This window comes from Plantibacter sp. CFBP 8798, assembly GCF_014841195.1.
Lineage (GTDB): Bacteria > Actinomycetota > Actinomycetes > Actinomycetales > Microbacteriaceae > Plantibacter > Plantibacter auratus.
Window position 1 is genome coordinate 517,489 of the sequence record NZ_JACYTS010000002.1, and the last position, 12,425, is coordinate 529,913.

The 12,425-nt window shown below is 67.8% G+C and carries 10 protein-coding genes; 1 reads left to right on the forward strand and 9 read right to left on the reverse strand.

Annotated elements, in window-relative coordinates; all coding sequences use genetic code 11:
- Nucleotides 1-189: 189 nt before the first annotated feature.
- The gene (locus IFU30_RS09440) at nucleotides 190-1,623 is read left to right on the forward strand and encodes a sugar porter family MFS transporter (protein WP_192005033.1); all 1,434 of its coding nucleotides are present in this window, start codon (nucleotides 190-192) and stop codon (nucleotides 1,621-1,623) included.
- An 87-nt stretch (nucleotides 1,624-1,710) separates the two neighbouring features.
- On the opposite strand, the gene IFU30_RS09445 is transcribed toward IFU30_RS09440, so the two are convergent.
- From IFU30_RS09445 to iolC, 9 genes are all read right to left on the reverse strand, one after another.
- Nucleotides 1,711-2,736, reverse strand: coding sequence for a Gfo/Idh/MocA family protein (locus IFU30_RS09445; protein ID WP_192005034.1), 1,026 nt, complete (start codon nucleotides 2,734-2,736; stop codon nucleotides 1,711-1,713).
- Nucleotides 2,733-3,644 carry a sugar phosphate isomerase/epimerase family protein gene (locus IFU30_RS09450; RefSeq protein WP_192005035.1) on the reverse strand — a complete coding sequence of 304 codons (912 nt, stop codon included), beginning with the start codon at nucleotides 3,642-3,644 and terminating at the stop codon, nucleotides 2,733-2,735. Before IFU30_RS09450 ends, IFU30_RS09445 begins: the two co-directional genes overlap by 4 nt.
- A gap of 61 nt (nucleotides 3,645-3,705) precedes the next feature.
- Nucleotides 3,706-4,770, reverse strand: a complete 1,065-nt coding sequence (locus IFU30_RS09455) for a Gfo/Idh/MocA family protein (RefSeq protein WP_192005036.1) — start codon at nucleotides 4,768-4,770, stop codon at nucleotides 3,706-3,708.
- Nucleotides 4,771-4,812: 42 nt separating this feature from the next.
- The gene (locus IFU30_RS09460; RefSeq protein ID WP_191940976.1) at nucleotides 4,813-5,736 is read right to left on the reverse strand and encodes a sugar phosphate isomerase/epimerase family protein; all 924 of its coding nucleotides are present in this window, start codon (nucleotides 5,734-5,736) and stop codon (nucleotides 4,813-4,815) included.
- A 39-nt stretch (nucleotides 5,737-5,775) separates the two neighbouring features.
- Nucleotides 5,776-7,698, reverse strand: coding sequence for a 3D-(3,5/4)-trihydroxycyclohexane-1,2-dione acylhydrolase (decyclizing) (iolD, locus tag IFU30_RS09465; protein ID WP_249404745.1), 1,923 nt, complete (start codon nucleotides 7,696-7,698; stop codon nucleotides 5,776-5,778).
- A complete protein-coding gene (iolB, locus tag IFU30_RS09470) occupies nucleotides 7,698-8,633 on the reverse strand; it encodes a 5-deoxy-glucuronate isomerase (protein WP_192005453.1) in 936 nt (311 codons plus the stop codon). Before iolB ends, iolD begins: the two co-directional genes overlap by 1 nt.
- Before the next feature lie 116 nt (nucleotides 8,634-8,749).
- On the reverse strand, nucleotides 8,750-10,252 hold the full coding sequence (locus IFU30_RS09475; RefSeq protein WP_192005037.1) for a CoA-acylating methylmalonate-semialdehyde dehydrogenase: 1,503 nt from the start codon (nucleotides 10,250-10,252) through the stop codon (nucleotides 8,750-8,752).
- Between the two features lie 54 nt (nucleotides 10,253-10,306).
- Nucleotides 10,307-11,233: a class I fructose-bisphosphate aldolase gene (locus IFU30_RS09480; RefSeq protein ID WP_192005038.1), complete on the reverse strand. Its 927-nt coding sequence runs from the start codon at nucleotides 11,231-11,233 to the stop codon at nucleotides 10,307-10,309.
- A complete protein-coding gene (iolC, locus tag IFU30_RS09485) occupies nucleotides 11,230-12,222 on the reverse strand; it encodes a 5-dehydro-2-deoxygluconokinase (protein WP_192005039.1) in 993 nt (330 codons plus the stop codon). The genes IFU30_RS09480 and iolC overlap by 4 nt, the downstream gene beginning before the upstream one ends.
- Nucleotides 12,223-12,425 lie beyond the last annotated feature (203 nt).

Consider the following 12,425-nt stretch of genomic DNA (forward strand, 5'->3'; position numbering starts at 1 on the left):
GACATCGATGGGGACCGTGCGGTTCAGGCCGCAGCTGGATCGATTCTGAGCGAGCATTCACGTCGAGTTCTCGACGCACTAGCGGTCCGTGGCAGAATGTCCTAACATTAGGACACATTCTCACCCGGTTCAGCGTCGACAACCGGCCCATCGGGGCCGGAGGCGGGAACACGCAAAGGAGCGAACAACGTGTCTCATGGTGGAACGATCACCAATGCCGTGAAGGTGGCCCTGCCGCCACTCGGCAACGGCCCCTACAACCGACGCCTCGGCCTCGTCGCCGTCATCGCGACCTTCGGCGGGCTGCTCTTCGGCTACGACACCGGCGTCCTCAACGGCGCTCTGTCGTTCATGATGGAGTACTTCGGCCTCGACTCCTTCCAAGAAGGACTCATCACCTTCACCCTGCTGATCGGTGCCGCCGTCGGCGCCTTCTTCGGTGGGCGTCTGTCGGACCGCCTCGGTCGCAAGCGCAACATCCTCATCATCGCCGTCCTGTTCTTCATCGGCGCCGGCGGCTGCGTCATCGCCCCGACCTACGAGATCCTGCTCGTCTTCCGCTTCATCCTCGGCCTCGCCGTCGGCGGCGCCTCGGTCACGGTGCCGGTCTACCTCGCCGAGGTCGCGCCGTTCGAGAAGCGCGGCAGCCTCGTGTCGCGGAACGAGCTCATGATCGTCGGCGGGCAGTTCCTCGCCTTCGCGATCAACGCGATCATCGGCAACGTCTGGGGCTCCAACGACCACGTCTGGCGCTACATGCTCGCCATCGCCGTGATCCCGGCGTTCGTCCTGTTCTTCGGCATGCTCCGGATGCCCGAGAGCCCGCGCTGGCTCATCGCCCGCGGACGAGACGACGAGGCCCTCGAGGTGCTCCGGCAGGTGCGCTCCGAGGAGCGCGCGGTCGCCGAGATGGAGGAGGTCCGGCAGCTCTCCGAGATCGAGAAGGACGAGCAGTCGGGCACGTTCCGCGACATCGTCCGCACGCCGTGGATCCGTCGCCTTTTGTTCATCGGCATCGGCATCGCCGCCTACCAGCAACTCACCGGTATCAACTCGATGATGTACTACGGCACCCAGGTGCTCGAGGCGGCCGGGTTCACCCGCAACGCGGCGCTCAGCTTCAACGTGTTGAACGGCGTCATGTCCGTGACCGCGATGCTCGTCGCGCTGTCGATCATCAACCGGTTCAACCGCCGCTCGCTGATGTTGTTCGGGTTCATCGGCACCACGACCATGCACCTGCTCGTCGGCGCCATCGGCCTCGGCCTGCCCGAGGACAACCCCGTCCGCCCGTGGCTGCTCCTCATCGCGATCCTGCTCTTCATCGGGATCATGCAGGGCACCATCGGACCCCTCGCCTGGCTCATGATCGCCGAGATCTTCCCACTCAAGATGCGCGGCGTCATGATCGGCATCACCGTCCTGGTGCTCTGGACCACGAACGCGATCATCTCGCTCGTGTTCCCCTCGCTCGTCGAGTCCCTCGGCTTCGCCACCTTCCTCCTCTTCGCCGCGGTCGGTCTCCTCGCCATCCTCTTCGTCGCGACGAGTGTCCCGGAGACGAAGGGCAAGAGCCTCGAGTCGCTCGAGGACCACTTCAAGGAGCAGTACAAGACCTTCTGATCCTGGTCCGCGCCACACCGTCGAACGGCCCGCCCTCATCGAGAGGACGGGCCGTTCTGCTGTGCCGGGAACACGCACCGAGGAATGTCAGACGGACGAGACGTCCACCCAGGTGCCGAGCTGAGCGCTCCGGCGAGCGGCCTCGAGGATCGCGAATGTGTCGAGGGAGCCCTCGACGGCGACAGGGAGGACGCCGGACCCGGTGTCGATCGCGTCACGCACCCCTGCGTAGAAATCCTGCCAGCGACCGTCTGCGCGTGGATACGGCCGCCGCTCACCGTCCGTCGTCGTGAGCGTGCCCCACCGCTCGTGCGGCTCGACGCCCCAGCCCTCATCGGCGGGCCGAAGGCCGGCTAGCACTTGATCCGTCTGGAGGTCGAGCCCACGTACGGTGACGGTCCCGGTGCGTCCGGTCACCCGCAGGCGTGGGCGCCCGTCGGGTTGCAGGACGTCGGAAGCGACGATCGACCGGATACCATCCTCGTGCTCGAGAAGCAGGTCGAAGGCGTACTCGTACTCGTCACCCGGCCGGCGGTCGATCGTTGCGAACACCCGCTGGACAGGTCCGAGCGCGTCACGAACCTGGTCCACGATGTGACTGCCCAGATCCAAGAGCTGACCGCCGCCGGATCCGTCTCCGGTCGCGTGAGGTTCCCACCGGTCGAGGACGTTCTCGACGAGGCGGATGTCACCGACGGCGCCCGAGCGCACGATCGCCCGCAGCGTGCGGGCCTCGGAGTCCCAACGCCGGTTCTGGAAGACGCTGAGCAGGACGCCTCGGTCAGCCGCGTAGGCGACGAGTTCTCGCGCCTCGGCAAGACTGCTCGCCATCGGCTTGTCGACGATCACCGGTACTCCGGCGTCGATCACGCGCTTGGCGATGTCGAGCCGACCCGACGGCGGCGTCGAGATCGTCACGATGTCCACACCCGATGCGAGCAGATCTCCGACGGTGTCGTACACGGGCACCCCGGGATGGTCGACGGCGAGCTCCGCCCGGCGGACCGGCGAACGGGTCATGACCCCGGCGAGGACCCCGTCACCGAGAGCAGCGACGAACGGGGCGTGGAACGTGCGTCCGCCGAATCCGTACCCGACGAGGCCGAGTCTCACGCGCCGGCTCCCGCTCCCTCACCCGAAGCGGCCGCGCGGCCGGCGTCGACGAGCGCGCGCAGGCGCTCGAGCTGGGACCGCGAGACCTCGTCGGCGCGCTCGTCCTCTGCGAAGACATTGGAGACGACGATCGCGTCCTCGCGATCGAGGAAGCCCGTGCCTCCGAGCGTCGCGAACAGTCCCGCCCAGTCGACGTCGCCGTCGCCGATCGCGAGGTGCTGGTGCACCCGTGCCGCGTTGCCCGGCGGGTTGCTGATGTACCGGAGTCCGTGCGAACGGTGGTGGTCGAAGGTGTCGGCCGCGTAGACCGCGCCGAGACGCGCGCCGATCTCGGGCAGCAGGGTGGCTGCGCGGTCGCCGTAGTGGAAGGTGTGCGAGGCGACGTAGACGAAGCCGACGGATGACGAGTTCAAGCCCCGGATGATCCGCCAGGCCTCGAGCCCGTCCTCGACGAAGTCGTCGGGGTGCGGATCGAAGTTGATGCGGACGCCCTCGCGCTCGGCGAGCGGCAACAGGGTCTCCATCGAGCGGTAGAAGGCGGCCTCCGAGTCCTCGCTGCGCTCCGGGCGTCCGCTGAACTCGGTGTTGAGGGTGTCGACGCCGAGTTCCACGGCGAGGTGGATGATGCGCGAGAAGTTGCGGACGGCAGCCTCCCGCTGCGGCTCCTCGGGCGAGGAGACACGTTGCACCGGCAGGAGCGCAGGGATGGTGATCCCGGCGTCCGCGACGCGCTTGCGCAGGGCGGCGACGAGGGCGTCGTCGGCCTTGGGGTAGCGGAAGAACGGCCCGAAGTCGGCGTGCGGCGTCAGCTGCAGGTGGTCGTACCCGAGCCGTGCGGCTCTGTCTGGGAAGTCGAGCAGCCCGTGGTCGTGGTGGTACGGGGTCGGGTCGAGAGCGATGCGGACCATCGGGGAACTCCTTCGTCAGTGCGGCCGGCCGGTGCCGCGTGGGACCCCGGCCGGACGCGGATCAAGCGTAGAACGCGGGGCGCTCGGGAACGGCGACCGGCACCGGGCCGTCGGTGGTGAGGGCCGCGACTCCCGCCTCACACGCGAGTGCCACCTTGTAGCCGTCCCAGGCGTTCGGCCCGTCGACGAGCGTGCCCGCGCGGACCGCGTTCACCCAGCGCTGGACCTGCTCGTCGTAGGCCGCGGCGAACCGCGTCACGAAGCTCGTGTGGTCGGCGACGCTGAAGCGGCCGTCCTTCCACTGCTGGAGACCGGAGGGCTGACCGATCCTCGCGATGCTCTCGGCGAAGACCGCCTCAGTCGCGACCTGATAGCCGAACTGGACGCTCACGTTCATCTCGACGTCGACGAGGACTCCGTTCGCGAGCTCGATGATGACGAGGATCGGCTCGCGCAGGTGGTCAGGGCTCAGCCGGTTGCGACGCGGGTACTTCACCTCGACGCTCGCGACGGTCGAGCCGGCCACCCACGGCAGCACGTCGAACTCGTGCACGACCGAATCGGTGATGAGCATCGTCTGCGTGTAGGTGTCAGGGACGACCGCGTTGCGGTGGACGCCGCGGAGCATGAGGAGCTCGCCGGCGTCGCCCGACTCGACGAGGGCGCGCAGCTGCTGGTACTCGGCGTCGAAGCGACGCATGAACCCGACCTGGATGTGCGGACGGTCGAGCTGCTGTTCTGCCTCGAGCACCCGCCACGACGACGTGGAGTCGGGCGTCAGCGGCTTCTCGCAGAGGATCGGGAGTCCGGCGGCGAGTGCCGGCAGGAGTACCGGCTCGTGGAACTGGCCGGGGGTCGCGATGAGGACCGCGTCCACGGCCCCGGCCGCGATCGCGTCCTCGATCCGGGTGAACGCCTGGGCACCGGGCGCATTGGCAGCCGCGGCTGCGGCACGTCCGGCGTCGGGTTCGATGATCGCAGCGACGACCGCACCACTCACCCGCTCGGTGATCCGTCCGACGTGGTCGGCTCCCATCAGGCCGGCTCCGACGATGCCGACCCGGAGGTCGCCCGTCCGGGCGTCGGTCCCGGTGGGACGGTCGGTGGTCTGGGTGGTGGTGCTCATGGCGTCGGTGCCTTCCGTGGAGTCTGACTGGTCGAAGTGGGTTCAGCTGACGCGTGCAGCGGCGGTCTCGCCGAAGATGTGCTCGCGTGTGCGCTTGGCGATGGGGAACGGGCGATCGATCGAGCAGCCGTACATGTCCTGCTCGACGATCCCGAAGATCTGCGGGTCGAGTGCCGCGACGCGCTCGATGATCGGGCCGAGCTCCGGTACGCCGAACGGCGGCTCGACCATGATGTCCTGGGTGACGGCCTCGGCGAACGGCACGTCGTTCTTCAGGACGTCGAACAGCAGGCTTGTATCGACCTGCTTCAGATGCAGGTAGCCGATCCGCGACGGGTGGTCGTCGATGAGCTTGAGGTTGTCGCCGCCGTAGTAGGAGAAGTGGCCGGTGTCGAGGCAGAGGTTCGTGTACCGCTCGTCGGTCTCGGCGAGGAAGCGCTCGACCTCCCTGGTCGTCCCGACGTGGCTGTCGGCGTGCGAGTGGAACTGCTGCTTGATCCCGAACTCCTCGAGGAGGGCCTTGCCGAGGCGATCGTGACCAGCGGCGAGCTTCGCCCACTGCTCGTCGTCCAGTGTGCGCGCCTCGAGGACCTCACTCGTCGCGTCGCTCCGCCACAGGTCCGGGATCACGACGAGGTGCTCGGCCCCGAGCTTCGAGACGAGGCCGGCGATGTCGAGCGCCTGGTCCCAGGCCCGCTTCCACTGGTCGTCGCCCTTGTGGAAGCCGGTGAAGACCGTTCCGGCCGACAGCTTGAGACCACGGGAGCCGAGTTCATCGGCGAGCTGGTTCGGGTCCGTGGGGAGGTAGCCGTACGGACCGAGTTCGATCCACTCGTATCCGGAGGCGACGACCTCATCCAGGAATCGCTCCCACGGGACCTGCTTCGGGTCGTCGGGGAACCAGACGCCCCAGGAGTCGGGAGCGGTGCCGATGCGGATCGACGGAGTGGTGGTGGGTTCTGACATCGGGTTCCTTCGATACTCGTTCGTGTGTCTGTCCGGCGCTCAGCCGAGCAGCGGCTTCTGGGTGGCTTTGATCTCGGCGTACTCCTCGTAGGCACGCTGCGTGCTCGGCAACTCCGAGACCGCCGGCACGGGGACGTCCCACCAGCCCTCGCCGTCGGGCGCGTACAGCAGCGGGTCGCTGTTGATGTGGATGAGCGTCGTCCGGTCGGACGCCTTCGCGGTCGCCATGGCCACCCTGAGGTCGTCGATCGACGAGGCGCCGGGCTCGACCTCGATCACGTCGACGCCGTAGCTGCGGGCGTTGGCGGCGAGGTCGACGGGCAGGATCTGCTCACCCTGGAAGTTACGGGCCTCGGGGTCGAGGCTGCGGTACCAGGTGCCGAAGCGTTCGGAACCGACCGTCTCCGACAGGTGTCCGATCGAGGCGTAGCCGTGGTTCTGGATGAGGACGACGATGAGCTTGATGCCCTCGGCGACCGCGGTCACGAGCTCCGTGTGGAGCATGAGGTACGACCCGTCGCCCACCATGACGACCACGTCGCGGTCGGATCCACTCGCCTCGGCACCGCGCTTCACGCCGAGCCCACCGGCGATCTCGTACCCCATGCAGGAGAAGGCGTACTCGACGTGGTACCCGAGGGCGTCCCGCACGCGCCACAACTTGTGGAGGTCACCGGGGAGTGATCCCGCCGCCTGGACGATGACGTCCTCCGGGTCGGTGCTCGACTGCACGGCGCCGATGATCTCGGCCTGGCCGGGGAGGGCGAGTCCGGACGGCTCGAAAGCGGTGTCGACCGTCGCGTCCCACGCCGTCTTCTCGCGGCGGACGGTCTCGGCGTAGTCGGCAGCGACTCGGAAGCGAGCGAGCTCATCGTGGAGCGCTTCGACCGTCTCCCGCGCGTCCGCGACGACGGCGATCTGCGTGCCGTGCTTGTACGCGTCGAAGCTCGCGACGTTGATGTTGACGAAGGTCACGCCTTCGGCCCGGAACGCCGTGCGGCTCGCCGTGGTGAAGTCGCTGTAGCGCGTCCCGACACCGATCACGACGTCCGCTTCCGCGGCGAGACGGTTGGCCGCCGTCGTGCCGGTGGCGCCGATCGCGCCGACATTCTGCGGGTGGTCCCAGACGAGCGAACCGCCTCCGGCCTGCGAAGTACCGACGGGGATGCCGGTCGCCTCGACGAGCAGACGCAGCGCCTCCTCCGCGTTCGAATAGATCACTCCCCCGCCGGCGATGATGATCGGACGCTTCGCCCCGCGGATCGCCGCGACGGCGCGGGCAAGCGCAGCTCGTTCCGGCAGCGGACGGCGCAGGTGCCATTCACGGTTCTGCAGGAATTCGAGGGGGACGTCGACGGTCTCCGCCTGCACATCCTCCGGCAGGGCGATCGTGACCGCACCCGTCTCGGCGGGGTCGGTGAGCACACGCATGGCGGCGAGGGCGATCGAGAACAGCTGCTCGGGCCGCTGCACCCGGTCGAAGAACCGGGACAGCGGACGGAACGCGTCGTTGACGGTGATGCCGATGTCGTGGGGCAGTTCGAGTTGCTGGAGGACCGGGTCGGTGACGCGCGTCGCGAAGGTGTCGCTGGGCAACAGGAGCGCCGGAAGCCGGTTGGTGGTGGCGAGGGCGGCACCCGTCAGCATGTTGGCGGCGCCAGGCCCGACCGAGGCCGCACTCGCGAAGGTGCCGAGGCGTCGGTGCATGCGGGCGTAGCCGACGGACTGGTGCACCATCGCCTGCTCGTTGCGCGCCTGGAAGTAGGGCATGAGGTCGGGGTCGAGCGCGTTCGCCTGCTTGAGCGCCTGCCCGAGACCCGCGACGTTGCCATGCCCGAAGATGCCGAACATACCGGGGATGGTCCGCTCACGGTGGTCGCCGTCCACGGTCCACTGGTGACCGAGGAATTCGACAAGCGCCTGGCTCACCGTCATCCGCTTCGTCCTGGAGTTCGTTGCCATCACTGCTGTCCTTCGCCATCGGTGCGGGTGTTCGTTTGAGATGCTGTGGGGCTGACATAGGGCAGCCGCGGGTCGATGTCCTGGCCCTCCCAGCTCTGCCGGATCCACGCGTGTGCGGGGTCGTCGCTGATGCTCCAGACCCGTTCGTGGTCGGGTCCGGCCATGACGTTCAGGTAGTAGAGGTCGTACCCGGGCGCGGCGACGGCAGGACCGTGGTAGCCGAACGGGACGAGCGCGATGTCGCCGGTGCGGACCATCGCGTTGATGTCGATCTCCCCGGCGGGTGAGGAGTAGGTCGCGAACATCCCGAAAGGATCCGCGGCCGTCGGTGCTTCCAGACCCTTTGAGACGGCGGACTCGAAGTAGTAGATCTCCTCGAGGCGCGATTCCGCCCCAGGCAGGTGCTCGTCGTGCTTGTGGGCGGGGTAGGACGACCAGTTCTCTGCGGGCGTCACGACCTCGCACACGATGAGCTTCGCGGCGTCGAGCGCGTCAGGCGTGCCGAAGTTGTGGACCTGACGACTCGACCGGCCCGCGCCGCGCAGTTCGACGGGGATCTCCTCCGCAGCGACATGACGCGTCGGGTGGACCGCCGTCGTCGGGGCCTCGGCCACAGCGACTCGACCGCCTCCGCGGAGGACGCCTGCTGTCCCCGCACCCATGTAGAGGACGTCGGTCGGTCCGTCGAAGACGGATCGACGGCCGGAGAGAGCCGTGGTGCCGTCCCGCTGCTCAGCGTCCGTCCAGCTGATGCTGAAGGAACCGGCGAGCGGCACGACGATGCGTTCCACATCGCCCGCCGGGAGGTCGATGGCATCACCGTCGACGAGGACCGCGACGCGGAGACCCGTGTGCGCCCACCCGTCGATCGAGCCGTCGACGACACTCTCCCAGCCGTCTCGGGCGAGGTCACCTCGCTCGTACATCCACTGCATGTTGGTCACTCCGTCGTGTGTGTGATTCGATCATGCCCTTCGACAGGAGTGCGGAACGATGTCGGCTCGGGCACCGCGCCATTCCCTGGGCCTGTCGAAGGGCCGTCCGTGAGAACTCAGTTCTGGGGGAAGCCGAGGTTGATGCCGCCGTGGGAGGGGTCGAGCCAGCGGGAGGTGATGGCCTTCTGCTGGGTGAAGAACCGGACGCCCTCGGCGCCGTGGGCCTTGGTGTCGCCGAACAGGGAGTCCTTCCACCCGCCGAAGGAGAACGTCGCGACCGGCACGGGGATCGGCACGTTGATGCCGATCATCCCGACCTGGATCTCGTTCTGGAACCGTCGGGCGGCACCGCCGTCGTTGGTGAAGATCGCGGTCCCGTTCCCGAACGCACCACCGTTGATCAGCGCGACACCCTCTTCGTAGGACTGCACGCGGACGACGGCGAGGACGGGGCCGAAGATCTCCTCCGTGTACACCTTCGACGTCGTCGGGACGTTGTCGATGAGGGTCGGGCCGAGCCAGAACCCGTTCGGGTCGCCGTCGATGGGCGTGTTGCGGCCGTCGACGACGATCGTCGCGCCGTCGGCTTCGGCGATGTCGAGGTAGGACGCGACCTTGTCGCGGTGCACCTTCGTGACCAGCGGGCCCATGTCGCAGTTCCGGCGTCCGTCACCGATCCGCAGGGTCGCTGCGCGTTCGGCGATCTTGGCGATGAGCTCGTCCGCGACGGGCTCGACCGCGACGACCACGCTGATCGCCATGCAGCGCTCACCGGCGGAGCCGAAGCCGGCGTTGATGGCGGAGTCGGCGACGAGGTCGAGGTCGGCGTCGGGCAGCACGAGCATGTGGTTCTTCGCCCCGCCGAGCGCCTGGACGCGCTTGCCGTGTGCGGTGCCGGTCTCGTACACGTACTTCGCGATCGGGGTGGAACCCACGAAGGAGATCGCGCGGACGTCGGGGTGGGTGAGGAGCCCGTCGACGGCCTCCTTGTCACCGTTCAGCACCGTGAACACCCCGTCGGGGAGCCCTGCTTCCTTCCAGAGCTTCGCGAGCCAGATCGCCGCGGACGGGTCCTTCTCGCTCGGCTTCAGCACGACCGTGTTCCCGGCGGCGATCGCGATCGGGAAGAACCACATCGGCACCATCGCGGGGAAGTTGAACGGCGAGATGATGCCCACGACCCCGAGGGGCTGCTTCGTGGAGTACACGTCGACACCGGTGGAGACCTGCTCGGAGAACTCACCCTTGAGGTGGTGCGCGAGACCGGTCGCGAACTCCACGACCTCCTGCCCGCGCGTGATCTCGCCCAGCGCGTCGGAGACGACCTTGCCGTGCTCCGCCGTGATGATCTCCGCCAACTCACCCTTCTTCGCGTCCAGCAGCTCACGGAACTTGAACACGACCTGCTGACGCTTCGCCAGGGACAAGTCGCGCCAGGCGGGGAAGGCCTTGGCAGCCGATGCGACAGCTGCGGCGATCTCGTCCTGATCGGCGAGCGCGACGTGCTTCGTCGCGACACCGAGCGCGGGGTCGTAGACCGGGGCGGTCCGACCGGAACTGGAGGGGGCTTCGGCTCCGTCGATCCAGTGCGGGACGACGGGGAGGGAGTCAGTGCTCATGATGCGGGTGGTTCCAATCTGTGAAGGATCAGCGATCGCGGCGGATCGGGAGGCTCAGGAGGGGAGGTCGGCGTGGACGAGCCCCGCCGCGGTGTCGACTGCAGCGGAGACGTCGCCGTCGGCGGGGTAGATCAAGGTGCGTCCGACGACCAGCCCGCGGACACCGGGCAATTCGAGGGCTCGTTCCCAGGACGAGTAGACGTCGTCCTGATGGCCGTTCGGCTCGCCACCGAGCAGGAGTGTCGGCATCGAGGTGGCAGCCATGACGCGTTCCATGTCCTCGACGACCGGCAGTTTCATCCAGGTGTAGGCCGAACTCGATCCGAGGCCGGACGCGATGGCGATCGAGGTGATGACCGCCTCGACTGAGAGGTCGTTGACGATCCGTCCCTCGCGCCACTCGCTCATGAACGGTTCGAGCATGATCGGCACGCGAGCTTCGACCGCCTGATCGACGGCACGGGCGTTCGCTTCAATGGTCGCGACCGATCCGGCATCGCCGAGGTTCACTCGGAGGAGTGTCTTGGCGAAGTCGAGACCGTCTCGGACGATCCCGGGAATGTCGTAGCCGGTGAACCGGTCGTCCATCTCGAACGCGGCGCCGCGCAGCCCACCCCGGTTCATCGATCCGACCACGACCTTGTCGTCGAGCAGACCGAGGAGGGCGAGGTCGTCGATGATGTCCGGGGTGCCCAGCACGCCGTCGACACCCGGACGCGAGAGCGCGAGCGCAAGGCGGTCCAGGAGTTCGTACCGGTCGGCCATGGCCATCGACTCGTCGCGCACACCGAGGGCTCCGCGCGCCGGGTGGTCGGCAGCGACGATGAAGAGTCGGCCGTCGCCGCGGATCAGCTCGCGCCGACGTCGGCCGGCATGGGCGCGGGCGATGGCGGCCGGGTCGGATGCGCGGACCTCGCGCAGGCGCTCGAATTCACTTTCGCGGAGGAACCGCGATGTCCTGGCGTTGTTCACGATGGTCATCGGGCACCTCCGAGGTCTGCTGCACCGACGGCGCTGATGGTGTCGAGGATCTCGAGCACCTCGGCGGAGTTCGGCATGGCCGTCGAGCACTCACGCCGCGACGCGACGATCGCCCCGGCGATGTTGGCGAACCGCAGGATCTTCTCAAGACCCCACCCTTCGATGAGTCCGTGGCAGAGGGCGCCACCGAAGCTGTCCCCCGCGCCGAGTCCGTTCACGACGTCCACGAAGTACGGCGGGACCTCCACGGTCTCGTCGCGCGTCTTGGCGAGGACCCCCTTCGGACCCTGTTTGACGATGGCGAGTTCGACGCCGCGTTCCAGCAAGGCGTCTGCAGCGCGGTGTGGATCCGTCTCGCCGACAGCCACCTCGCATTCCTCACGGTTGCCGACCGCGACCGTGACGTGTTCGAGCGCTCGCCCGACCTGGGCGGAAGCCTGCTCGGCCGAGTTCCAGAACATCGGACGGTAGTCGAGGTCGAGGATCGTCAGCGGCCGGCGGGCGCGGGCTTCCCACGCGGTGAAGTGGGCCGAGCGGCTCGGTTCCTCACTGAGCCCCGTCACCGTCGCCCAGAACACCTTGGCGCGGTAGATCGCGTCGAGGTCGAGGGATTTCGACGTGATCGTCAGGTCGGGGGCCTTCGGCTTCCGGTAGAAGTACAACGGGAAGTCGTCCGGCGGGAAGATCTCGCAGAAGGTGACCGGTGTCTGCAAGTCCGTCTCCCAACCGACGAACTCGTCAGCGACGCCGAGGCGTCCAAGTTCGCGGTGGACGTATCGACCGAAGGGGTCGTCACCCGTCCTGCTGATGAGCGCCGTCGGGTGCCCGTGCTGGGCGGCGGCGACAGCGACGTTGGCGGCGCTCCCCCCGAGGTACTTGCCGAAAGTGTCGACGTCCTCGAGGCCGATGCCGTCCTGCAATGGGTAGATGTCGACGCCGACGCGTCCCATGGTGACGACGTCGTACGTGATGGCTGATGGAGCGGTCATACGTCTCTGTACAACTTTCTGTGAGCTGTTCGATGCGGCCAGAACCAGCATACACAGAATGTCTTAACAAATGAACATGACTCGAGGATCTTGATCACACGCCCGTCAAACCGCGGGGACGCCATGGGAACCGGCCGACAGGGGGAGCCAAGCCCTGCCGGCGGTCCGTGGATACGAAGAAGCCCCGAGATCCGCATGATCTC

What these genes read in the sequence shown, in the direction of transcription:
- iolD (WP_249404745.1), bottom strand. Translation starts at nt 7,698, where the DNA reads ATGGCAACGAACTCCAGGACGAAGCGGATGACGGTGAGCCAGGCGCTT.
- IFU30_RS09475 (WP_192005037.1), bottom strand. Translation starts at nt 10,252, where the DNA reads ATGAGCACTGACTCCCTCCCCGTCGTCCCGCACTGGATCGACGGAGCC.
- iolC (WP_192005039.1), bottom strand. Translation starts at nt 12,222, where the DNA reads ATGACCGCTCCATCAGCCATCACGTACGACGTCGTCACCATGGGACGC.
- iolB (WP_192005453.1), bottom strand. Translation starts at nt 8,633, where the DNA reads ATGCAGTGGATGTACGAGCGAGGTGACCTCGCCCGAGACGGCTGGGAG.
- IFU30_RS09480 (WP_192005038.1), bottom strand. Translation starts at nt 11,233, where the DNA reads ATGACCATCGTGAACAACGCCAGGACATCGCGGTTCCTCCGCGAAAGT.
- IFU30_RS09450 (WP_192005035.1), bottom strand. Translation starts at nt 3,644, where the DNA reads ATGGTCCGCATCGCTCTCGACCCGACCCCGTACCACCACGACCACGGG.
- IFU30_RS09455 (WP_192005036.1), bottom strand. Translation starts at nt 4,770, where the DNA reads ATGAGCACCACCACCCAGACCACCGACCGTCCCACCGGGACCGACGCC.
- IFU30_RS09460 (WP_191940976.1), bottom strand. Translation starts at nt 5,736, where the DNA reads ATGTCAGAACCCACCACCACTCCGTCGATCCGCATCGGCACCGCTCCC.